The organism is Streptomyces rhizosphaerihabitans, assembly GCF_025399795.1.
Taxonomy (GTDB): Bacteria; Actinomycetota; Actinomycetes; order Streptomycetales; family Streptomycetaceae; genus Streptomyces; species Streptomyces rhizosphaerihabitans.
In genome coordinates, this window is sequence record NZ_JAODTZ010000005.1 from 17,070 (window position 1) to 37,891 (window position 20,822).

The 20,822-nt window shown below is 71.8% G+C and carries 18 protein-coding genes; 9 read left to right on the forward strand and 9 right to left on the reverse strand.

Going from position 1 to position 20,822, the window contains the following annotated elements; translation table 11 throughout:
- Nucleotides 1–10: 10 nt before the first annotated feature.
- Nucleotides 11–2,392, reverse strand: coding sequence for a hypothetical protein (locus N4G66_RS06440; protein ID WP_261702986.1), 2,382 nt, complete (start codon nucleotides 2,390–2,392; stop codon nucleotides 11–13).
- A gap of 280 nt (nucleotides 2,393–2,672) precedes the next feature.
- On the opposite strand from N4G66_RS06440, the gene N4G66_RS06445 reads away from it, so the two are divergent.
- Both N4G66_RS06445 and N4G66_RS06450 read left to right on the forward strand, forming a co-directional pair.
- Nucleotides 2,673–3,503 carry a DeoR/GlpR family DNA-binding transcription regulator gene (locus N4G66_RS06445; protein ID WP_261702987.1) on the forward strand — a complete coding sequence of 277 codons (831 nt, stop codon included), beginning with the start codon at nucleotides 2,673–2,675 and terminating at the stop codon, nucleotides 3,501–3,503.
- Nucleotides 3,504–3,852: 349 nt separating this feature from the next.
- Nucleotides 3,853–4,332 carry an SRPBCC family protein gene (locus N4G66_RS06450; protein ID WP_261702988.1) on the forward strand — a complete coding sequence of 160 codons (480 nt, stop codon included), beginning with the start codon at nucleotides 3,853–3,855 and terminating at the stop codon, nucleotides 4,330–4,332.
- A gap of 270 nt (nucleotides 4,333–4,602) precedes the next feature.
- On the opposite strand, the gene N4G66_RS06455 is transcribed toward N4G66_RS06450, so the two are convergent.
- On the reverse strand, nucleotides 4,603–5,727 hold the full coding sequence (locus N4G66_RS06455; protein ID WP_261702989.1) for a PLP-dependent cysteine synthase family protein: 1,125 nt from the start codon (nucleotides 5,725–5,727) through the stop codon (nucleotides 4,603–4,605).
- A 317-nt stretch (nucleotides 5,728–6,044) separates the two neighbouring features.
- Between N4G66_RS06455 and N4G66_RS06460 the strand changes: the two genes are divergently transcribed.
- Together N4G66_RS06460 and N4G66_RS06465 are read left to right on the forward strand one after the other, a co-directional pair.
- Nucleotides 6,045–6,368, forward strand: a complete 324-nt coding sequence (locus N4G66_RS06460; protein ID WP_261703200.1) for a hypothetical protein — start codon at nucleotides 6,045–6,047, stop codon at nucleotides 6,366–6,368.
- A 217-nt stretch (nucleotides 6,369–6,585) separates the two neighbouring features.
- Complete coding sequence (locus N4G66_RS06465; protein WP_261702990.1) at nucleotides 6,586–7,101, forward strand: ATP-binding protein; 516 nt, start codon at nucleotides 6,586–6,588, stop codon at nucleotides 7,099–7,101.
- Nucleotides 7,102–7,163: 62 nt separating this feature from the next.
- Here N4G66_RS06465 and N4G66_RS06470 read toward each other — a convergent pair whose 3' ends face one another.
- The 3 genes from N4G66_RS06470 to N4G66_RS06480 are packed head-to-tail and all read right to left on the reverse strand — an operon-like array spanning nucleotide 7,164 to nucleotide 10,782.
- Entirely contained in the window at nucleotides 7,164–9,725 is a 2,562-nt protein-coding gene (locus tag N4G66_RS06470) for an ABC transporter permease (RefSeq protein ID WP_261702991.1), read from the reverse strand.
- Nucleotides 9,722–10,480 carry an ABC transporter ATP-binding protein gene (locus N4G66_RS06475; RefSeq protein ID WP_261702992.1) on the reverse strand — a complete coding sequence of 253 codons (759 nt, stop codon included), beginning with the start codon at nucleotides 10,478–10,480 and terminating at the stop codon, nucleotides 9,722–9,724. Before N4G66_RS06475 ends, N4G66_RS06470 begins: the two co-directional genes overlap by 4 nt.
- Complete coding sequence (locus N4G66_RS06480) at nucleotides 10,477–10,782, reverse strand: SHOCT domain-containing protein (RefSeq protein ID WP_261702993.1); 306 nt, start codon at nucleotides 10,780–10,782, stop codon at nucleotides 10,477–10,479. Before N4G66_RS06480 ends, N4G66_RS06475 begins: the two co-directional genes overlap by 4 nt.
- Nucleotides 10,783–10,987: 205 nt before the next feature.
- Here N4G66_RS06480 and N4G66_RS06485 point away from each other — a divergent pair, with 205 nt between their 5' ends.
- From N4G66_RS06485 to N4G66_RS06495, 3 genes are all read left to right on the forward strand, one after another.
- Complete coding sequence (locus N4G66_RS06485; RefSeq protein WP_261702994.1) at nucleotides 10,988–11,563, forward strand: TetR/AcrR family transcriptional regulator; 576 nt, start codon at nucleotides 10,988–10,990, stop codon at nucleotides 11,561–11,563.
- 89 nt (nucleotides 11,564–11,652) lie between these two features.
- Complete coding sequence (locus tag N4G66_RS06490; protein WP_261702995.1) at nucleotides 11,653–12,237, forward strand: DUF4865 family protein; 585 nt, start codon at nucleotides 11,653–11,655, stop codon at nucleotides 12,235–12,237.
- A 5-nt stretch (nucleotides 12,238–12,242) separates the two neighbouring features.
- On the forward strand, nucleotides 12,243–13,154 hold the full coding sequence (locus N4G66_RS06495) for a phosphotriesterase family protein (RefSeq protein WP_261702996.1): 912 nt from the start codon (nucleotides 12,243–12,245) through the stop codon (nucleotides 13,152–13,154).
- Nucleotides 13,155–13,157: 3 nt separating this feature from the next.
- Here the strand turns inward: N4G66_RS06495 and N4G66_RS06500 are convergent, their stop codons facing one another.
- Both N4G66_RS06500 and N4G66_RS06505 read right to left on the reverse strand, forming a co-directional pair.
- Nucleotides 13,158–14,396: an ROK family protein gene (locus N4G66_RS06500; RefSeq protein WP_261702997.1), complete on the reverse strand. Its 1,239-nt coding sequence runs from the start codon at nucleotides 14,394–14,396 to the stop codon at nucleotides 13,158–13,160.
- A 156-nt stretch (nucleotides 14,397–14,552) separates the two neighbouring features.
- Nucleotides 14,553–15,230 carry an alpha-ketoglutarate-dependent dioxygenase AlkB family protein gene (locus N4G66_RS06505; protein WP_261703201.1) on the reverse strand — a complete coding sequence of 226 codons (678 nt, stop codon included), beginning with the start codon at nucleotides 15,228–15,230 and terminating at the stop codon, nucleotides 14,553–14,555.
- A gap of 59 nt (nucleotides 15,231–15,289) precedes the next feature.
- On the opposite strand from N4G66_RS06505, the gene N4G66_RS06510 reads away from it, so the two are divergent.
- Nucleotides 15,290–16,444 (forward strand): methyltransferase, encoded by a 1,155-nt coding sequence (locus N4G66_RS06510; protein ID WP_261702998.1) that lies wholly within the window; start codon nucleotides 15,290–15,292, stop codon nucleotides 16,442–16,444.
- A gap of 289 nt (nucleotides 16,445–16,733) precedes the next feature.
- Nucleotides 16,734–18,131, forward strand: coding sequence for an FAD-dependent oxidoreductase (locus tag N4G66_RS06515; protein WP_261702999.1), 1,398 nt, complete (start codon nucleotides 16,734–16,736; stop codon nucleotides 18,129–18,131).
- 149 nt (nucleotides 18,132–18,280) lie between these two features.
- Here N4G66_RS06515 and N4G66_RS06520 read toward each other — a convergent pair whose 3' ends face one another.
- Nucleotides 18,281–19,513, reverse strand: coding sequence for an MAB_1171c family putative transporter (locus N4G66_RS06520; RefSeq protein WP_261703000.1), 1,233 nt, complete (start codon nucleotides 19,511–19,513; stop codon nucleotides 18,281–18,283).
- A 443-nt stretch (nucleotides 19,514–19,956) separates the two neighbouring features.
- Nucleotides 19,957–20,808, reverse strand: coding sequence for a class II fructose-bisphosphate aldolase (locus N4G66_RS06525; RefSeq protein ID WP_261703001.1), 852 nt, complete (start codon nucleotides 20,806–20,808; stop codon nucleotides 19,957–19,959).
- Between the last annotated feature and the right edge of the window lie 14 nt (nucleotides 20,809–20,822).

Genomic DNA, 20,822 nt, shown 5'->3' on the forward strand with positions numbered 1-20,822 from the left:
TTGAGCCCGCTCAGCCGCCCTGGGCCTCCTCGCGGGGACGCTGGCCCGGCACCTCGGGCAGCAGCCGGGCAAGCAGCAGTTCCCGTTCGCCGGCGAAGACAGGGTCCGCCTGGTAGTCGGAGTGGCCGAGAACCGGCGCGGGCAGCGGCTGCCGTTCGGTGCGGCCGTAGGCGAGCGGGTCCTTCAAGGGTTCGTGGTCGACTTCGGGACCGCAGTCGCCGGGCAGCCGGACGGGTCCGCCGATCGGGTCGGTGCGGCGGTACAGATTGCGCCAGCAGGCGACCTCGCGGTGCAGCGAGGCCAGGGCGGAGGGGCCGAAGTGGGCCGGGAACCAGCGTCCGTACAGGCGCTCCAGCGGTGAGCCGTAGGTGAGCAGCGCGACCCTCTTGCGTACCGAGGGCTTGAGCTGCCAGGCCGCGGCCGCCGCCAGCACACTGCCCTGGGAGTGTCCGGAGAGTACGAGCCGTCCGCCGGTCGCACGGGTCCAGGTGGCCATGCGCCAGGTCAGGTCGGGCACGGCGCGCTCGGCGTAGCAGGGCGGCGCGAAGGGGTGGGCGGCACGCGGCCAGAAGGTGCCGACGTCCCAGAGGATGCCGATGGTGCGACGGGCGGCGGGGTCCTTGTAGGCGCGCCGCCCCCAGGTGACGAACAGGATGAAGCCCAGGCCGATCAGCCAGGAGCCGAGTGCCTGCGCGGTCTCGGCCGCGCCGTGGACAAAGCCGTTCGCCCCGCGCGCGGCCTCGCTCGGGGCGTCCCCGGTGGCGAAGGCCCCGGCCAGGGCGCAGGCCCCGAGCAGCAGGGTCACGGACGAGATGACGCCGACCATGAGCGGCGCCCGGTCGGTGAGAGCGGCCATCGCGCGCGTGCTCGCGATACGCCGGGTGCGGGCGGAGTCCTTGGCCTCGCCCGGGTACTCGCGTTCGACGGCGATCGTCTCGCGGCGGCGCAGCTGCCAGGTGCGCCGGGCGAGCCAGCCGGTGAGGGCGAGCAGGACGAGGAGCAGCGGCGGGATCGCGGAGGCCTGCCAGGTCAGCAGGACGGGCGGGCCGGGGATCGAGTGCCGGGTGCCGTCGAGCCAGTCGGCGACCCGCTGGGACACTCCTCCGGACATCACGCCGCCGAGTGCGCAGGCGAGCATGGCGACGGCGGGCCCCGCGAAACCGCGCATCGCGGTGCGGGTGTCGGGGGCGCTGCCCGCTGTTCGGCCCGAGCCCGGGATCTGGGTGTCCGTGCGGTACAGGGCTCGGGCGACGACGCCGAGCGCGATCACGAGCAGGCCCTGTACGAGGGTGAGACCGCCGAACGTGGCATCGCCCGGCAGGCGCCCCGTCGAATGCCAGTGAGGCCGTGACCAGCCGGCGTACACCAGGGTGAGAGCGAGCAGGGCCATCGAGCCCAGCGGCAGCCGGCGCACGAGCGTCCGGTCGCGTCCGTGGTCGATCCGGTTCTCGCTGCGGCCGCGACGGCTGACCACCCACAGCACAACGGTCCCGCCCACCACGAGTGTTGCGTTCAGGAGCCCGCCCAGCGCCTCCAGTACGGCGGGCCCGCCCCGGGCACGGTCGTAGCGGGCGGCCGAGGAGCCCACGGCCGCGGCGACGGTCAGGAACCCCGCGGCGGTGTGCGCGGCGCGCAGCCGGGCCACCAGGCGGCGCCCGTACCAGAAGCCGGGGCGGCCGAGTCCGGTGCCGTCGGTCTCGTCGTCGTGCTCGGCCGCGCGGGCCATCGGCTGCTGCGACTCGTACGCGCTCCAGGTGCGGTGCGACAGGTACCACAGGAGAGTGGTGAGCGCCGTGGGCACCAGGCAGGCCAGGGCGAGGCGGCGGCCCGGCTGGCTCCACCAGCCGGCGTCGGACCGGTCCGGGGAGAGGAATCCGAGCCAGGAGTGGTTGCGCACGCACGCACGGGTACCCGCGCACTGCCAGGCGGCCAGATCGAGGGCGACCTCGCAGGCGGCGGCGACCAGCAGCACCGTGAGGGTGAGCCCGGCGAGGCGGACGAGCAGCCCGTACAGGCGCACCACCCGCCCTCGGCCGTGCGCGGCGGGGCGCATCCAGTGCGCGAGGTTGACCACCATGAAGGGCAGTAACAGGAGCCACAGGGCGCGCGCGCCGTTGCCGGACGTGAGGTTGCACCATACGTACGCCTCGCGCACCGGCCCGCCGAGGTGGTCGCCCGGACGCTCCTCGGCATCGGTGTCGTCGGCGCGACGGAAGACGGCCGCCGTCGCGTCGCCGGTGACCCGGACCGTCCGCGGATCGTTCAGCATCTCCTCCGGCGTGGTGCCGCCGACCCCGTGAACCAGGAGTTCCAGGGCGGTACCGGCCGCTTCGGGTCGCTGTACGGGGCTGCCGGGCTCCCCGTCGATGGCATGTTCCCGTGCACGTTCCACTGTTCCGCACTTCCCCCGTGCCCCGCGTCTCTCATGTGTCATGTGCAGGCACAAGGATCGCGCGCTACGGAGGGCGTGCGCACCCGAACTCACGGAATCTCCCCGATACGTGTGAACGTGACGGCACAGGAGGGGCACGGCGGGCGTGCGGGCAGTGGCGCGACCGGCGGTGTGCCGTGCGAGGATGGGTCGTCCTCCAGACCTCGGGCAAGGAGAATGTCCACGTGGGAGCGGGTTCGGGCGGAGTCGGGCAGGCAGCGACGAAAGGACCGGAGCGGTCGTGAGTGAGAATCAGAACCTCCTCGCCGAGCAGCGTCGCGCTCTGATCCTCGACGAGGTGCGACGCCGCGGCGGCGTCCGCGTGAACGAGCTGACGCGAAGACTCGGTGTCTCCGACATGACGGTCCGCCGTGACCTCGACGCGCTGGCCCGTCAGGGTGTCGTCGAGAAGGTGCACGGCGGCGCGGTGCCGGTGGTCGAGGCGAGCACGCACGAACCGGGTTTCGAGGCCAAGTCGGGTCTGGAGCTCACCGCCAAGGAGGACATCGCGCGGGCCGCCGCCGAGTTGGTCGCGCCGGGCTCGGCGATCGCCCTCTCCGGTGGTACGACGACGTACGCGCTGGCCCATCACCTCGTGGACGTCCCGGACCTGACCGTGGTCACCAACTCGGTACGCGTGGCTGACGTGTTCCACTCGGCGCAGCGCACCTCCGGTCAGCGCCAGGGCGCCGCGACCGTCGTGCTCACGGGTGGGGTGCGCACGCCGTCCGACTCGCTCGTCGGGCCCGTGGCCGATCAGGCCATCGCGGCACTGCACTTCGATGTCCTCTTCCTCGGTGTGCACGGCATATCGGCCGAGGCGGGGCTGTCGACACCGAATCTCGCGGAGGCGGAGACCAATCGGCGGCTCGTGCAGTCCGCGCGACGCGTCATCGTGATCGCGGACCACACCAAGTGGGGCACGGTGGGCCTCAGTTCGTTCGCCGCGCTGGAGCAGGTCGACACACTGGTGACCGACGGCGGGATGCCCGCCGGGGCTCGCGCGGAGATCGCGGAGCACCTGCGGCGCCTGGTGGTGGCCGGTGAACCCGAGGACGATACAGACAACTGACGGTCCGCCAGCTAAGGTGACGCTGCCCGCGCCGCCGGTCACGCCTTCGGCGTCGTCCGTGGCGCGGGTGCGCCCAGGCCGTCGCTCGTGGCCGACCGGGGCCGGTTCCCTGAGGCGGTCGAGCGGGATCGGCTCCACGAGGTCGCGGAGCGGGTTCGGTTGAGGTCGTGGAGCGGGTTCAGCTCCACGAGGCACTCCGCCGGTTTCGGCTCCGTACGACGCTCCACCGGTTTCGGCTCCGTACGACGCTCCACCGGTTTCGGCTCCGTACGACGCTCCACCGGGCCCGTCACGGGGCGTTTCCGCACACTCGGCGACCGGAACCCGGTTCCGGCAAGGGGGTTCACTCATGGCACGTCGACTGCGTCCGGAGGGACCCGGCTTCGTCGAGGCCGCTCCGCTGCGTCTCGTGTTCGCGCGGGAGGTGGCCGCCTTTCCCGAGGCGGTGTTCTCCGCGCTCGCCGAGGACGTGTCCGGCTGGAGCGAGTGGTTCTCCGCGGTGACGCTCGCCCGGCCCACCGCGGACGGCACCGGGCGCGAGGTGCGGCTCCGCGGCGGAACACGTTTCGAGGAGACCGTCCTCGTCGCCCGGGCTCCGGAGATGTACGCGTACCGGGTGGATGCCACGAACGCGCCGGGGCTCCGCGCCCTGGTCGAGGAGTGGCGGCTGACGCCCGCGGGCAAGGGGACGCGCGTGCAGTGGACCTTCGCCGCCGACGGAACGGCCTTCTTCCGGGCGGCACTCACCGTGGGGCGGGGCGGTCTGGGCCGTGCCTTCCGCGGTGCTGTGACGGCGCTGGACCGGCGACTGGCGTCGGCATCCGCCTGAATCGCCGGCGCGCAGATCCGGCGCCGACGGACCGACAGACCGATGTCCCGGCCCCCGGAACCGAATTCACGGGCGCCGGGCGCCGGTTGACGGGTGCCCGACCCCAAGGACCGTAGGATCGGCGGGTCGGGGCGCGCCGCGAGGCGGAGGGGCCCGACCGCCTGATCACGATGACGCGGGAACACGGGGCGGCCGAGCTGCCCGCGCAACCGGGCGCCCCGGGGCGTGGGTTGGACCGCCCGGCCATGAAGCCCGTTCTGCCGTCAGGGGTCAGGCCGGCCAGACGCCCGTCTCCAGCAGGGAGTTGATCGCCGTCCCGTACGGCGCGATGTCCAGGCCCTGTTCGGCCAGCCACGCGTCCGAGTAGTACTTGTCCAGATAACGGTCCCCGGGGTCGCACAGCAGCGTCACCACGCTTCCCCTGCGCCCCTCGGCCACCATCTCGGCGACGATCTTCAGGGCGCTCCACAGGCCGGTGCCGGTCGAGCCGCCCGCCTTGCGGCCGATGGCCTGTTCCAGGGCGCGTACGGCGGCGACGCTCGCCGCGTCCGGCACCTTCATCATGCGGTCGATGGCCCCGGGTACGAAGCTCGGTTCCATGCGCGGTCTGCCGATGCCCTCGATGCGTGAGCCGCTGGCGCAGGTGACGTCCGGATCGCCGGTGGTCCAGCCCTCGAAGAAACAGGAGTTCTCCGGGTCGGCGACGCAGATACGGGTGTCCGCCTGCATGTAGTGGACGTAGCGCGCGAGAGTCGCCGACGTACCGCCGGTGCCTGCCGTGGTGACGATCCACGCGGGTTCCGGGAATCGCTCCAACGCCAGTTGGCGGAAGATGGATTCGGCGATGTTGTTGTTCCCGCGCCAGTCCGTGGCCCTTTCCGCATAGGTGAATTGGTCCATGTAGTGACCGCCGGTCTCGACCGCGAGAGCGGCGGACTCCTCATAGATCTTGCGGGAGTCGTCCACGAAGTGGCACTGCCCGCCGTGGAATTCGATCAGGCGGCATTTCTCGGCGCTCGTGGTGCGGGGCATGACCGCGATGAAAGGCACTCCGACGAGCCCCGCGAAATAGGCCTCGGACACGGCCGTCGAACCGCTGGACGCCTCGATCACCGGGCGGCCGGGCCTGATCCAGCCATTGCACAGGCCGTACAGGAAGAGGGAGCGGGCGAGGCGGTGCTTGAGGCTGCCGGTGGGGTGGGTCGACTCGTCCTTCAGGTACAGGTCGATGCCCCACTGCTCGGGCAGCGGGAAGCGGAGCAGATGCGTGTCCGCCGAGCGATTCGCATCCGCTTGGACTTTGCGCACGGCTTCTTTGAGCCAGCTCCGGTACTCCGCGTCACTACGGTCGACATCGAGGGTCTCACCTGTCCGGATCGGCTGGGGAGTGCTCACGGGAAGGCTCCTAACGCATGGTGCCGACACCGCTTCAGCTGGTCGGACGTCTCCGATCATAAGCACCTTCCGCACGCTTCTCACCTGCATAAACACACCTTTGGGCAGCCCAAAGGCACCCCTGGGGGGACGGCGGGAATCCGCATTCGGGGGGCGCATCCCGGCCTTTGCTCCCGTCACCGCCACCACCTCGCCATCCGCACTGGTGCTCGACGCCGCCTGCGGGCAGACTGCACCGAACGGGGCGATCGCCCCCGACGCGGATGCACACTGGGTCACGACAGGGCACAGCCGGAGCGCACAAGGGGGCGGGCATGATGGCGGAGCCGGAGTTCACGGCCACGGGCGTGCGGATCGGGAAGAGGCTGCGTTCGCTCACCCGGGCCGGACAGGTCCGGATCAGCGACGGCAGGCTGGAACTGCTCACCAGCTACGGCAGCGAGATCGACAGCGCGCCGGTGCAGGCGGTGCGCGCCTCGAAACCCTGGTTCGCGCACGAGGACCGGGCGTTGGCGGACGTCAACGGCACGCGTTACTCGCTCACGCTCGGCGAGCACGATCCGGCACCCGGCAGGCCGGGGCCACCGTCGGCCCGCCGCTTCATCGAGGCGGTCCGCAGGGCTGCGGGACGCAGCGGCTGAGCTGCCCCCACGCACCCGCTACGAGTCCTGAAGCGCCGCGAGTTGCGGGACCGTGCCCCCTGAGTCACTCTGATGTCACATCACTACTCTGGGTTTACCGGCGATAACGCTGCGAACCAGCCCGCCGGCCACCACAGCAGGCGGTCGTTCCACTCAGCCGCCTCTGCTGGATCCGATCTCCGTCTTCTTCCGGACCTCAATTCGGGGAGTCGCAGCCGTGATCAGCCAGCCAAGCAGGCATTGCACGGTGGAGCTCCAAGCCCTGCCGTCGCGGATCGGCCAGGTCCGCAGAATCGTCTCTGCGCAGTTGCGCTACTGGCATCTGGACCCCTTGATAGACCGGGCCGCACTCGGAGTGACCGAGCTGCTGACCAACGTTCACCGGCACGCCCAGCCGGACAAGATCTGCACCGTGGAGATCGAGCTGCTGCTCGACCGGCTCACGGTCTCGGTGCACGACCACGACCCCCGGCTTCCCGTGGTACGGGAAGCCGATCCCGGCTCCACCTGCGGACGCGGCCTCGCCATGGTCGCGGCGGTGAGCGAGAGCTGGGGTGTGCGGCCCGACGGCGAGTCGGGCAAGGTCGTGTGGTTCACGCTTCCGGCCTCGACACCCGTGGCGGCGGCTTCCCTTCGTTCGCCCTACGAGACCGCGGGCGAGGCCACTCTGCGGCACACCGTCGACGTACTGAGGCCGGAACACGCTCCCGCCCGGTCGGCCGTTGCCGGCTGACCGGGCGGTGACCCCCCTCTCGTACGCCGCTCGTTCGCGGGCGTCGTACGGCACCGGGTGGCTCACTCCGTGGCGATGGCCCGCAGCACGTCCAGGCGTGCCGCCCGCCGCGCCGGACGCAGTCCCGCGAGGGCCCCGGCAGCGAGACCCACCAGCGCCACCACCACGAGCCGCAGCGGCGGGATCGCGAAGGCGAAGGCACTGTCCGACGCTCCGCCGGAGGCCTCGACGAGCACCCAGCCGAGGAAGGCACCGAGGGCGAGTCCGCCCGCCGTGCCGAAGGCGGCGACGAGGACCGACTCCCAGCGGACCATGGCGCGAAGCTGCGCCCGGGTCTGTCCGACGGCCCGCAGCAGACCGAGTTCGCGTGTCCGCTCGTGGATCGCGAGCGTGAGGGTGTTGGCGATGCCGAGCAGCGCGATGAGCACCGCGAGGGCGAGCAGGGCGTAGACCAGGGTCAGCATCATGTCGATGCCGCCCGCCGAGGACTGCGCGTACTCGTCCCGGGTCTGCACCTCGGGACTGCCGTACCGCTCGGCGACCTTCTCCACCGCGGCCTTGCCCTGCGCCGTGCTCACGCCGTCCTTGAACGAGACGGCGACGACCGTGTCGGAGTCCTGGGTGCGGTGCGGGGCCCAGGCGGCGCGGGTGATGACGTAGTCGCCCGCGAGTTCCGACTGGCCGTAGACGGCGCGGACGGTGAAGTTCGTCTTCCGCCCGTCGGTGAAGGTGAGCCGGGCCGTGTCGCCGGTCGCCAGGTGCTGCTTGGCGGCCTCCGTGCGGGTGATGGCGATACCGTCGCTGCCGAGGCCGCTCAGCGAGCCCTGTACGTCGCCGAGGTCGAAGACCTTGCCGAGCGTGACCGGGTCGGTGACCGTCAACGCGCGGCCCTTGCCGTTGACTTCGGCGACGCCCTTGCCCAGCCCGACGGCGTACTCGACCGTCGGCTGACCCGCGATGGCGGGGGCCAGTTTCGGGCTGAGTCCGCTGCCGCCCGCGCCGAACGACGGGGTGCTGACGGCGACGTCACCCGCGAACGAGCGGGAGACCGTCTGGTCCATGGTGGCCTTGAGCGAGGCGCCGAAGACCGTGAACAGCGAGACGACGGTGACGCCGATCATCAGTGCGCCCGCGGTGGCGGCGGTCCGCTTGGGGCTGCGCAGCGCGTTGCGCCGGGCGAGTCCGCCGGTGACGCCGCGGAGCTTGCCGAGCGGCGCGCCGAGGACTCGTACGACGGTCGTGGAAGCGACCGGACCGAGGACCACGAAGGCGGCGAGGGCCAGCACGGCGCCGAGTCCGGCGAGCCACAGCGACGGGGTCAGCAGGACACCGGTCAGGGTGACGCCCAGCGCCAGGGCGGCCAGTCCCCCGCCGACCACCGCCCGTCCGCGCGAGGCGCCGGACTCGTCGACCGCCGTCTCCCGCAGCGCCGCGAGCGGCGCGGTGCGTCCCGCCCGGGCGGCGGGCAGCAGGGCGGAGCCGAGACAGACCACGATGCCGACGCCGAGCGGCAGCAGCAGGGACAGAGCGCTGATCACCAAGTCGCCCTCGGGGAAAGGGAATCCGATGGCCGGGAACAGCGCCTGGAGTCCGGCCGCGATACCGATGCCGCCGGCGAGGCCCACGGCCGAGGCGGTCACGGCGACGACGCTCGCTTCGGCCAGGGTCGACGCGGTGACCTGCCGGCGCGAGGCGCCCAGGGCGCGCAACAGCGCGTTCTCCCGGGTGCGTTGGGCGACGACGATCGCGAAGGTGTTGTGGATGGAGAAGGTCGCGACGAGCAGCGCGATGCCGGAGAAGACGAGCAGGAGCGTGGTGAAAATGGTGAGGAACTGGCTGGAGACCATGTCGGTGTTCTCCTGCGCGGACTCCTGTCCGGTGATGGCCTCGACTCCCTCGGGGAGTACGGGAGTCAGGTCGGAGACCAGCTCCTGCTGACCGACTCCCGGGCCCGCGCGCACCCGGATGCTCGCGGCCTCGCCGGGCTTCGCGGTGAGGTACTTCTCCGCGTCGGCCTGTGTCATGCCGGTGAACGTCACCTGGGCCATGCCGTCCTCGCCGCCGAAGGTCGCGAGGCCCACGATCGTCACCCGGACGGGGTCGGGGGTGCGCAGGACCGTCGTGTCGCCGATCTTCAGGTGGCCCTTCTCGGCGGTGCCCCTGTTGACGACGACCTCGCCGGACTTCACCGGAGCGCGGCCTTCGGCGAGCCGGTACGCGTTGAGCAACGGGTCGTCGATCCAGTTGCCCGCGAGGGTGGGCGGGCCCTGGCCGCCGATGGGCTTGCCGTCGGAGCCGATGAGCTGGCCCGCACCCTGGATGTCCGGCGCGGCGGCTGCGACGCCGGGGGTCCGCTCGATCGTCCTCACCAGATCGGTGCCGACGGGCGCGCGTACACCCTGGCTCTGCCCCGGCGTGGTGATGGTGTCGGCGCTGCGGACGACGGCGTCGGTGCCCTTGGTCGCGTTGCCGAACATCGTGTCGAACCCGGCGCGCAGGGTGTCGCCCATGACGAGGGTGCCGGCCAGGAAGGCGACGCCGAGCAGCACGGCGAAGAACGTCCCCGCGAAGCGGCGTTTGTGGGAGCGCAGCGACGAGACGCTGAGGCGCAGTGCGGCGTTCATACCGGTGCCCCCTTGCCGTCGAAGGCCTTCATACGGTCGAGGACCTTGTCGGCCGTCGGGTTCTCCATCCGGTCCACGAGGCGTCCGTCGGCGAGGAAGACCACCTCGTCGGCGTGCGCGGCGGCGACCGGATCGTGCGTGACCATGACGACCGTACGGTCCATCTGGCGCACCGCCCTGCCGAGCAGGTTCAGGACCTCCTCGCCGGAGCGGGAGTCGAGGTTGCCGGTGGGTTCGTCGGCGAAGACGACGTCGGGCTGTCCGGCGAACGCCCTTGCCACGGCGACGCGTTGCTGCTGTCCGCCGGACAGCTCGCTGGGCCGGTGGTGGAGCCGGTCGCGCAGACCGACGACGTCGACGAGGGCGTCGGTCCATTCGCGGGAGCCCTTGGTTCCGGCGAGGTCCATGGGCAGGGCGATGTTCTCGGCGACGGTGAGCGTCGGAATCAGGTTGAACGCCTGGAAGACGAATCCGATCCGGTCGCGGCGCAGCAGGGTCAGGCGGCGGTCGTCGAGGGTGCCGAGCTCGGTGTCGCCGATGTAGGCGGTTCCCGAGGTGAGGGTGTCCAGGCCCGCCGCACAGTGCATGAGTGTGGACTTGCCGGAGCCCGAGGGCCCCATGATCGCGGTGAAGCGGCCGGCCGGGAAGCCGACGCTCACCCCGTCCAGGGCCCGCACGGCGGTGTCACCGCTGCCGTACACCTTCACGGCCCCGGCGACGCGGGCCGCGTCCTTGCGGGCGGTCGTGGCCGTCATGCCGCACCGCCCTTGCCCGTGCGCCCGAACTGCTCGTCGAGGACGGACAGGCGGCGCCAGTACTCGTCCTCGTCGATCTCTCCGGAGGCGAAGCGGCGGCCGAGCACGGCGATCGGCGAGTCGCCGGCCGTCAGGGAAGAACCGGGGCCGAAGCCGCCCGTCGCACGCCACGGGCCACGGCCGCCGCGCCAGGCGGTGCGCCGCAGGACGGTCACGACGCCGATCACGACGGCCGCCCAGATCAGCGGAAGGAACAGGATCCACGGGCCGGGGCCGCCGTCCCAGTTCGCCAGGGTCTGCATCTCGAGTCATCTCCTCGATGGAATCGCGCGTCTCCGCGGGATCTTTCGGTGATGCTTCGAGACTCGCCCCGGCAGGGGGTCCGAGTCGTCGTACCGCCAGCGGCCGTACGCGTACCTCAGGGGGAGTACGCAGGGCGCCCCGGGCTGCTCCGCGCGGCACCCACCCCTCAGGCGGCAGGGAATCCCAACCTCTGTACCTACTAGTATGTACAGTAGACGCATGAGCACTCCGGACCGACTGATCGAGTCCACGCGCGAGCTGCTCTGGGAGCGCGGCTACGTGGGCACCAGCCCCAAGGCGATCCTGGAGCACGCGGGCGCGGGGCAGGGCAGCATGTACCACCACTTCCGGGGCAAGCCCGGTCTGGCACTCGCCGCGATCCGCCGTACCGCCGAAGAGATGCGGGCCACCGCCGAGGGCGTCCTCGGCTCGCCCGGATCGCCGTACGAGCGGATCGAGGCCTATCTGCGCCGCGAGCGCGACGTCCTGCGCGGCTGCCCGATCGGGCGGCTCACGATGGACCCGGACGTGATCGCGAGCGACGAACTGCGCGCACCGGTCGACGAGACGCTGGAATGGCTGCGCAGGCGGCTGGCCGCCATCGTCGAAGAGGGCCGGGAGCAGGGGCAGTTCGCGCCCACGCTCGACGGCGAGGAGATCGCCGCGACGATCCTCGCGACCGTCCAGGGCGGCTACGTCCTGGCGCGCGCCTCCGGTTCACCGGCCGCGTTCGACGCGGGAGTCCGGGGACTGCTCGCTCTGCTGGCACCCACCCGCTGACCCCGCCGCGCCGAAGACCACCGGGCCGGCGTCCGCCCTCCCCGCGAAACCGCGAACCGCCGACCGCGAACTCCAGGAAGGACCTTCCCATGCACGCCATGCAGTACGAGATCACGTTTCCCGCGGACTACGACATGACCGTCGTCCGGGACCGGGTCGATCGCATCGGCCATCGGCTCGACGCGTGGGACGGCCTCGGTATCAAGGCGTATCTGATGCGCGAGCGCGGGGTGGACGGTTCCCCGGTCAACCAGTACGCGCCCTTCTACCTGTGGAACACGACCGAGGGAATGAACTCCTTTCTCTGGGGCGGGGCGTTCCAGGGCCTGGTGAACGACTTCGGGCGCCCGGTGGTGCAGCACTGGACCGGTCTCGCGTACGAGGAGGGCGGGGCCGCGGGATCGCCGGCCAAGGTCGCGGTCCGCCGGCGCCGGGCCGTCGACGAGGGCCTGGAGCTGTCCGAGGCGATAGAGGGGGCGGTGCGCGAGGCCGGGCGGCTGGCCGCGCTGGACGGGGCGGTCTGCGTCGGCGCCGCCGTCGATCCGCGGCACTGGGAGGTCGTGCACTTCTCGCTCTGGGAGCACGACTCCCCCAAGGCGCCGGGCGAGGTCTTCCAGGTGCTGCACGTGTCCGAACCCGAGCGCGACCGGCTGCCGCGGGGCCGGCGGTGGTGAGCCCGGTGAACACGGTCCGTACGGTTCTGGGTGACGTGCTCCCCGAACACCTCGGGGTGTGCGACGCGCACGACCATCTGTTCTTCGGCAGTCCGCAACTCCCGGGCCAGGAGCTGTGCGACGCGTCCGCCGCGCGGGCCGAGCTGGCCGCGTTCCGCGCGCAGGGCGGTGGCAGCGTGGTCCAGTGGACGCCGTACGGTCTGGGCAGGCGGGCCGCGGATCTGCCGCTGATCTCCCGCGACGCCGGGGTCCATGTCGTCGCGGCGACCGGGCTGCACCAAGCGGCGCACTACACACCGGAGTTGCTGGGCGAACTGCGCGCAACGCTGGCCGACGTCCTCGTCACCGAGCTCACGGCGGGCATCGGGACGACCGGAATCCGGGCCGGTCTGATCAAGGTCGCGGGCGGCTTCCACGCCTTGGACGCGCATGCCCGCTGGACGATGACCGCCGCGGCCGAGGCCCACCACACCACCGGTGCGCCGATCGCCGTGCACCTGGAGCTGGGCACCGGGGCACTGGACGTACTCGACCTGCTGTGCGGCGAGTTGGGTGTTCCGCCGCACCGGGTGATCCTGGGGCACCTCAACCGTTCCCCGGACCTCGTGGTGCAGCGCGAGGCCGCCGGGTCGGGCGCCTACCTCGCCTTCGACGGTCCCTCCCGCGCCAACCACGCAACGGACTGGCGCATGCCCGACGCCGTACGCGCCCTCGCCGACGCCGGTTTCGGCCACCGGCTGCTCCTCGGCGGTGACACGACGACCGCGGCGGCGCGCTCGGTCGACGGCGGCCCGGGGATGCCGTATCTGCTGCGCCGGGTCCGCCCGAGGCTCGAACTCGCCCTGGGCAAGGACCTGGTGGACCGGATCCTCACCGAGAACGCCGGGCGGGCCTTCGCCGTCGCCTGGCGCCCATGAGGGTCAGACGGGCAGCGCCTTCAGCGGATCGTCCAACACCGGCTGCCACGCCAACTCGGCTGCCCCGACCAGGCTGTTGTGGTCCAGGGTGCAGGCGAGGATCGGTACTCCGCCGCTCTGCCCCCACAGACTGCGGTCGGCGACGACGGCGCGCAGCCGGTCCGGGTCGGCGTCCAGCAGGGCGCGGTGCAGTCCGCCGAGGATGATGCGGTCCGGATTGAGGATGTTGACGAGGCCCGCGAGGCCGAGGCCCAGGCGGTCGATCAGCGCCTCGATGGCCCTGCGGACGGACGGATCGGCGTACTCGTCGCGGATCAGCTCGTTGGACTGCTGGAGCAGCGACACCTCGGGGCCGGGGGCGCGGCCGGCCGCGGTGAGGAAGGCCAGCGGGTCGGCCTCGACGTCGAGACAGCCGCGGCTGCCGCAGTGGCAGGGGCGCCCCTCGGGATTGACGGTGAGATGGCCGACTTCGAGGGCGAGCCCCGAACTGCCCGTGTGCAGGCGCCCGTCGAGCACCAGGGCACCGCCGACGCCACGGTGTCCGGTGGCCACGCAGAACAGATCGCGGGCGCCGCGGCCCGCTCCGTGCCGGTGCTCGGCGAGGGCGGCGAGGTTGACGTCGTTGGCGGCGAACGCCGGTCCCTCGATTCCGGCCGCGCGCACCCGCTCGGCGAAGATCTGCCGGACGGGGGCGCCCGCGGGCCAGGCCAGGTGCAGCGGGTTGAGGGCGAGCCCCTCGGGTTCGGCGACGGCGGACGGTACGGCGAGCCCGGCGCCCACACAGCGGCGCCCGGTCTCGCGGAGCAGTTCGGCGCCGGCGTCGACGACCGAGCCGAGCACCTTCGCCGGATCGGCGTCGACGGTCTCGCAGCCGGGCGCGGTCGCGACGATCCGGCCGCCGAGGCCGACCAGCGCGGCGCGGAACCCGTCCGCGTGCACCTGCGCGGCCAGCGCCACGGGCCCGTCCTCGGCGACCTCCAGCCGGTGCGAGGGCCGCCCCTGCGAACCGGCGGCGGCACCGGGCCGCGCGTCGACCCGGATCAGCCCCAGCGCCTCCAGTTCCGCGGCCACGGCGCCCGCGGTCGCCCGGGTGACTCCCAGTTCGGCGGTGAGCACGGCACGCGTCGGCGCGCGCCCGGTGTGCACGAGTTCCAGCGCCGGTCCGAGTGCCCCGCGCCCCCGGTCGAGCCGTGTCCGCGTGCTGCCATCCCCCGCCGTCCGGGGGCCCGCCTTGCCGTTCATGAAGGCGAGTCTCCCATGATCCGCTCCCGCGGGGCCCGTCCGGTCACGGCGACCGCCGGGAGGAGACACTCCGGCGCCGGGCTGCCGTTCGGATCGCACGTCGGCCACCCGGTCCGAGAGCCCGCGCCTCGGCGTCGGCCGTGAGCCGGTCCGCCGCTACCGCGCGGGCCCCGGCGGGAAGCCGCCGGCCCTGAGCGTGAGGTTGAGCCGCCCGGTCAGTCCCAACTCGGGGGGCGCCGTACCCGCGTGCACCCTCGGTACTCCGTGATACGCGAGCCGTGACGGGCCGCCGAACACGAAGAGGTCGCCGCTGCGGAGCTCGACGTCGGTGTACGGCCGTGACCGGGACTCCGTGTTGCCGAACCGGAAGACGCAGGTGTCGCCCAGGCTCAGCGACACGACCGGGGCGTCGGACGATTCGTCGCTGTCGCGGTGCATGCCCATACGTGCTTCGGCGTCGTAGAAGTTGATCAGCGCGATGTCGTACGCGGCGGACGGATCCGCACCGAGGGCGTCGGCGCCCAGGGTGTCCGTGACCGCCTCGCGGGCCAGTTCGCCGAGCCGGTCGGGGAAGGGTTTCACCGGCGAACCGTCACCGTCGGCCACCGTCCGCGCGTAGCCGTACGGGTACCAGTGCCAGCCAAGACAGACCTGCCGGGAGCTCATCGTGCCGCCGCCGGGGGTGCGGACGGTGCGCAGGCCCGCCGGCGGGCGTGCCCAGCCCCGGCAGGCCTCGAGGAGCTGCCGCTGCTGTTCTCCGTCCAGCCAGTCCGGGAGGTGCACGGCGCCGGGCGCGATCTCCGTCCGGTCGCGCGGGAACAACTCCGCGTCCATCGACATGCCCCCATCCTCGCGCACCTCAGGCGCCCCGGGTCGCTTAGCCTTGACCCACGATGAACGACCGGATGACGACACCCTGGGGCGATTACGAACTCGCCCGTTTCCCCGAGGACCCTCGCGATCGACTCCGCGCCTGGGACGCTGCCGACACCTATCTGCTGGGACACCTCGCGGAGAGCGGCACCCCGTTGACGGGCTCGGTCGTGATCGTCGGCGACCGGTGGGGTGCTCTCACCACGGCGTTGTCGGCGCGGCGGCCGACACAGATCACCGACTCCCACCTGGCGCAGGAGGCGACCCGCGCGAATCTGGCGCGGGCCGGTGCCGAGGAGTCCGGGGTCCGGCTCCTCACGACCCAGGAGCCGCCTCCCGAGCGGGTCGACGTGCTGCTCGTGCGGGTGCCGAAGAGCCTCGCTCTCCTGGAGGACCAGCTGCACAGGCTGGCGCCCGGCGTGCACGAGGGAACCGTGGTCATCGGCACCGGCATGGTCAAGGAGATCCACACCTCGACGCTGCACCTCTTCGAGCGGATCCTCGGTCCGACCCGCACCTCGCTGGCCGAGAAGAAGGCCCGACTGATCTTCTGCACCCCGCTCCAGGGAATCGCCCGGAAGGCCAACCCCTGGCCGTACAGTTACGTGCTCCCCGACGACATCGGCCTGGTCTCCGGCCGCACGGTCGTCAATCACGCGGGCGTCTTCTGCGCCGACCGCCTCGACATCGGCACCCGCTTCTTCCTTCGGCATCTGCCGCGCAGCCGGGGCGTCGAGCGGGTGGTGGACCTGGGATGCGGCAACGGCGTGGTCGGTACGGCGATCGCGCTGGCCAATCCCGACGCCGAGGTGCTGTTCGCCGACGAGTCGTACCAGGCGGTGGCCTCGGCGGAGGCGACCTACCGGGCGAACGCCGACGGGAGCGCCGAATTCCGTGTCGCCGACGGGCTGGAGGGCGTCCCTTCCGAGAGCGTCGACCTCGTCCTGAACAATCCCCCGTTCCACTCCCACCAGGCGATGACGGACACGACCGCCTGGCGGATGTTCTCGGACGCCCGGCGCGCACTGCGGCCGGGCGGTGAGCTGTGGGTGATCGGCAATCGCCATCTGGGCTACCACCTGAAGCTGCGCCGGCTCTTCGGCAACAGTGAACTGGTCGCGGGCGACGCCAAGTTCGTGATCCTGCGGGCCGTGAAGAAGGACGCCGACCGGTAACCCCGCGAGCCTCGGGCAGCACGCGGGGCGGGGCGCCGGAACGGAGAGAGCCGAAGTGCGGAGCGGTCGGCAGTACGTTCCGGCCCGGTCGACCGGCCGGTTCCTCGGACCGGATCGTCGGGCCGTTTCTCGGACCGGGCCCTCGGGTCGGTCCCCCGCCGGAGACCTGCGACAAGAGGCACCTGGCGCGTCACCAAAAGACAGAATCGGCACAGTTTTTGATCTCCCCTGTACACCTACGCGTCCGACCGTAGAGTGATGTCGCTCACCAATGACAACTGGGGGAATCATGTCGCGCCGTGCTGTCGTCATCGGTGGGAGTGTGGCCGGCATGCTCGCCGCCGCGGCCCTGTCCCGGTCGGTGGGCGACGTGATCGTCCTGGAGCGCGACGAACTGCGCGACGGACCACACCCGCGCAAGCGGATCCCGCAGGCACGGCACGCCCACATCCTGCTGCCCAGCGGACGCGACGCGATACATGAGCTGCTGCCCGGAGCGGACGTACGCCGGCGCCTGCTCGCGTCGGGAGCTCACGAGCAGTCCTTCACCGACATGCTGGGCTTCGGTGCGCAGGGCTGGTTCCGGCGCTGGCCGACCGTGACCGACGATCTGCTGCTGACCCTCTGCAGCCGCGACCTGCTCGAGTCGGTTCTCCGCGACGCCGTCCTCGGGACGACCCGGGTCACGGTCCGCCGTGCCGAGGCGCTGGCGCTGCTGGGAACCGCCGAGCGCGTCACGGGTGTACGCGTCCTCGCCGACGGGGCCGAGGAGGACCTGAGCGCCGATCTCGTCGTCGACGCGAGCGGACGGGGATCACGCGTCGAGCACTGGCTCGAAACGCTCGGCGTGACGGACATACCGACCGACGAGGTCGACTCGGGTCTCGTCTACGCCAGCCGGATCTTCCGCGTCCCGAAGGGCGCGGAGCACTTCCCGCTGACCCAGGTCGAGGCGGACCCCGCCGCCTCCCGGCCGGGGCGTTCCGCGAATCTGGTGCCGATCGAGGACGGTCGCTGGCTGGTCAGCCTCGCGGGCACCCGCGGCGGCGAACCCACCGCCGATCCCGAGGAGTTCACCGAATTCGCCCTCGGCCTGCGCCACCCGCTCATCGGGCAGCTGATCTCCGGTGCCGAACCGCTCAGCGAGGTGTTCCTCAGCCGCAGCACCCGCAACAGGCGCCGCGAGTTCGAGAAGGCGGCCATGCCCGAGGGCCTGGTGGTGCTCGGTGACGCCGTCGCCACCTACAACCCCGTCTACGGCCAGGGCATGTCCGTCGCGGCCCTCGGTGCCCAGGCCCTGAGCCTGCAGTCGCTGCAGGCCGACGTCGCCGCTCCGGGGTTCGCCGGCGGCGTCCAGCGGGCGGCCGCCAGATCCGTCTCCGCCGCTTACACGATGAGCACCTCCCAGGACCAGTGGTTCCCGGAGGTCGTCGGCAAGGCTCCGACGCTCGTGGACCGGCTCCTCAGCCGCTACATGGGCCGGATGGCCCGCGTGGCCACCACCTCGTACGACGTGTCGGCGGCCATGTGCAGGGTCATCACGCTCCAGGCCGACGCGAGCCGTCTCGTGGACCCCAAGCTGCTTCTCGCCACTTTGAAGGGGCCCGTCATGGAGCCCCTGACCGGCCCGCCGCTGACCCCCGAGGAGAGCGCCTTCCTCGACTCAGTGGGCCCACTCGCCGTATGACGGTGTCCGCGGCACGGGCGTGGGCCCGACGGTCCACGCTCCCGGCGCCTGTCCGACGGTTCGCACGCTGTGAGCCGTCTGTCCGACGGGCTGGCGGGCTGGCGGGCTGGCGACCCAGACAGCCGAGGCCCAGGTTGCGCGGGGCACGGTCAGGACAGCTGTCGTACCGCGGTTCTCCGTGACTGGACCGCGGCGTCGACGATGGGGGTGCGCACCGCCTTGGACAGGCTCAGCAAGGACGGCTGGCCCGTGTCCAACCGCCGCGAACCAGAGTCCGGCCGACTCGCACGCGCGCTGACCGAGACCACCACATCGACGTCACCGACCGAGATGCCGATGGTGCCGGTCTCCGCGACGGGGGTCGGAGTCTCGGCGAGCGCGGCTACGGCGACCATCGCGGCCATTCCGATCGCCTCGGCCTCCGCCGCACAGGACCCGGCGGCCAGGGCGTCCCGATAGGCGCGGTACCGCACCTGATCGTCGAGCTGTCCGGCAAGCCGTTTGAGGCCGTCGCGGATGGCCGTCTCCCGCGTGGTGAGCCGCAGTTCGACGTCACCGATCGTCCGCCACGGCAGCGCCGCGACCCAGCGCCGACGGCTGGTCGGCCCCGCCAGCAGACGGAACAGCGGACGCAGGCGTACGAACGTGACGGCGGAGTCGATGCGCGGACCGACGAGGGGAAGGATGTAGCCGGCCGAGGCCAGGCAGGAGCCGACGGCCACCAGCGGTGCGACGCTGGTACTGAGACCGTCCCAGTGGTGCCCGAGCCAGTGAGCGGTCAGCGCGACGGACTTGACGATGCTGTAGGCACTGGTGAACAGCCAGCCCAGCACGAGCAGGGCCAGCGAACCGCGGGTCCAGCGCCTGACCTTCCGTGTCCAGCGCCAGCACAACAGGGTCGTCGTCACCGCGGCCACCATGTGCGCCATCAGATACAGCACGATCATCTCTCGGATGAACGGCGTCGAGGCGTAGTAGGTGTCGAAGTCGGCCCGGCGCTCGACCGGCGCGTTGCCCAGCGCGAACAGGACGCCCTCGGCGGCGATCACTCCCAGGTAGCTGAACAGCCAGGCCCGGGACGTGCGCCGCACCCGGGCAGGATCGCTGCCCCGCCAGTGCACGATGAGAATGAGGGAAGCCGCGCCGAAGGCGGTCACCGCGCCGTAGGTCAGCGGCGCCGCCACATTCGGTATGCCCGTAAGGCTGTTGACCAGGGCGACGGTGGGTGGCGCGCCGAGCACGAAGCAGAGTCCCGACAGCAGGATGACGGCACAGAACGACCGCTTGAGCGGGTCTCTCCAGTGGCGGCGCAGGTCGGGCAGTTGGGCCGCGAGTCCCATCCAGAGGACGGCCGCGGCCAGGTAGTAGATCAGTCCGTTCACATCGGGCCCAAAGACAGGCGTAGGCGGACTTCTCGATGCGCGCCGGGGCGCGGACCGGTTGCGGACATCGCACTGTTCACCGGGGTGCACTCGTCCTCGTCGCGCACCGACATGCGAATACAAGCCAGAAGTTGACCGCTCAAGGCCTTCTCCGTCCTGCGCCCGGTCCAGCGCCGGCTCCACCCCGAAAACACCGCAAACCCCTGCTCCCCGTGTTCATGGGGCATACGGACGCTTGCCCGAGTGGCCTCCGGGGCGATGTTTCACCCTCGAGCCTGCCGTGCCCTTTCGGCCTTCTCATACTTGTTCACCCTAGCCACCTTGTCACCCACTCGAACTGTCGTCGGTGCAAAAGCGCATGCGTCAGGAGTGGCTTCGACCGGACCGGGCACCGGCGAAGCGGCTTTGGGCCGCATTTCAGGCTGTACAGGCATCCGGACGGCTCAGCCCCGCAGCACGCCGATGAGTCCCGCCACCGTCCGTGCCATCGCCTCCCGTCCCACGCCGAGGTACTTCCGTGAGTCCACGGCGTCGGGGCTGGCCGCGAGGAACTCCCGTATGGCGCCCGTCATCGCGATGTTCAGCGCGGTGCCGACGTTGACCTTGGCGATACCGCCTTCGACGGCCGCCCGGAGCTCGCCGTCGGGCACCCCGGAGGAGCCGTGCAGGACGAGGGGGACGCCGAGCGAGGCGGCCAGGCGCTTGAGCAGGCCGTGGTCGAGGGCGGCGGTCCGGGTGGTCATCGCGTGCGAGCTGCCGATCGCCACGGCCAGCGCGTCCACACCGGAGTCGGCCACGAAGGCGCGGGCCTCCATCGGGTCGGTACGGGCGCCGGGCGCGTGTGCGTCCCGCCGCGGCTCCCCCTTCTTGCCGCCGATCTCACCCAACTCGGCCTCGATCCAAAGGGCATGGGCGTGCGCCCAGTCGGCGGCGGCCCGGGTCGCGGCCAGATTCTCCTCGTACGGCAGACGCGACGCGTCGTACATGACGGAGCTGAACCCGGCACCGGGCGCCTGTCGCAGCAGGTCGTCGCTCTGCACATGGTCGAGGTGCAACGCGACGGGCACCGAGGCCCGTTCGGCGGCGGCGGCCGCGGCACGGGCCAGCGGGAGCAGCCGACCGTAACGGAACTTGACCACGTTCTCGCTGACTTGGAGCACGACAGGCGCGCCGGCGGACTCCGCGCCCGCGATGACGGCCTCGATGTGCTCCAGGGTGATGACGTTGAACGCGGCGACGGCGGTCCGCGATTCGGCGGCCTCGGCGACCAGCTCACCGGTTGCTACGAGCGGCACAACTCCTCCTTCTG

What these genes read in the sequence shown, in the direction of transcription:
- N4G66_RS06515 (WP_261702999.1), top strand. Translation starts at nt 16,734, where the DNA reads ATGTCGCGCCGTGCTGTCGTCATCGGTGGGAGTGTGGCCGGCATGCTC.
- N4G66_RS06485 (WP_261702994.1), top strand. Translation starts at nt 10,988, where the DNA reads ATGTACAGTAGACGCATGAGCACTCCGGACCGACTGATCGAGTCCACG.
- N4G66_RS06475 (WP_261702992.1), bottom strand. Translation starts at nt 10,480, where the DNA reads ATGACGGCCACGACCGCCCGCAAGGACGCGGCCCGCGTCGCCGGGGCC.
- N4G66_RS06505 (WP_261703201.1), bottom strand. Translation starts at nt 15,230, where the DNA reads ATGGACGCGGAGTTGTTCCCGCGCGACCGGACGGAGATCGCGCCCGGC.
- N4G66_RS06470 (WP_261702991.1), bottom strand. Translation starts at nt 9,725, where the DNA reads ATGAACGCCGCACTGCGCCTCAGCGTCTCGTCGCTGCGCTCCCACAAA.
- N4G66_RS06490 (WP_261702995.1), top strand. Translation starts at nt 11,653, where the DNA reads ATGCACGCCATGCAGTACGAGATCACGTTTCCCGCGGACTACGACATG.
- N4G66_RS06450 (WP_261702988.1), top strand. Translation starts at nt 3,853, where the DNA reads ATGGCACGTCGACTGCGTCCGGAGGGACCCGGCTTCGTCGAGGCCGCT.
- N4G66_RS06500 (WP_261702997.1), bottom strand. Translation starts at nt 14,396, where the DNA reads ATGAACGGCAAGGCGGGCCCCCGGACGGCGGGGGATGGCAGCACGCGG.
- N4G66_RS06460 (WP_261703200.1), top strand. Translation starts at nt 6,045, where the DNA reads ATGGCGGAGCCGGAGTTCACGGCCACGGGCGTGCGGATCGGGAAGAGG.
- N4G66_RS06510 (WP_261702998.1), top strand. Translation starts at nt 15,290, where the DNA reads ATGAACGACCGGATGACGACACCCTGGGGCGATTACGAACTCGCCCGT.
- N4G66_RS06480 (WP_261702993.1), bottom strand. Translation starts at nt 10,782, where the DNA reads ATGCAGACCCTGGCGAACTGGGACGGCGGCCCCGGCCCGTGGATCCTG.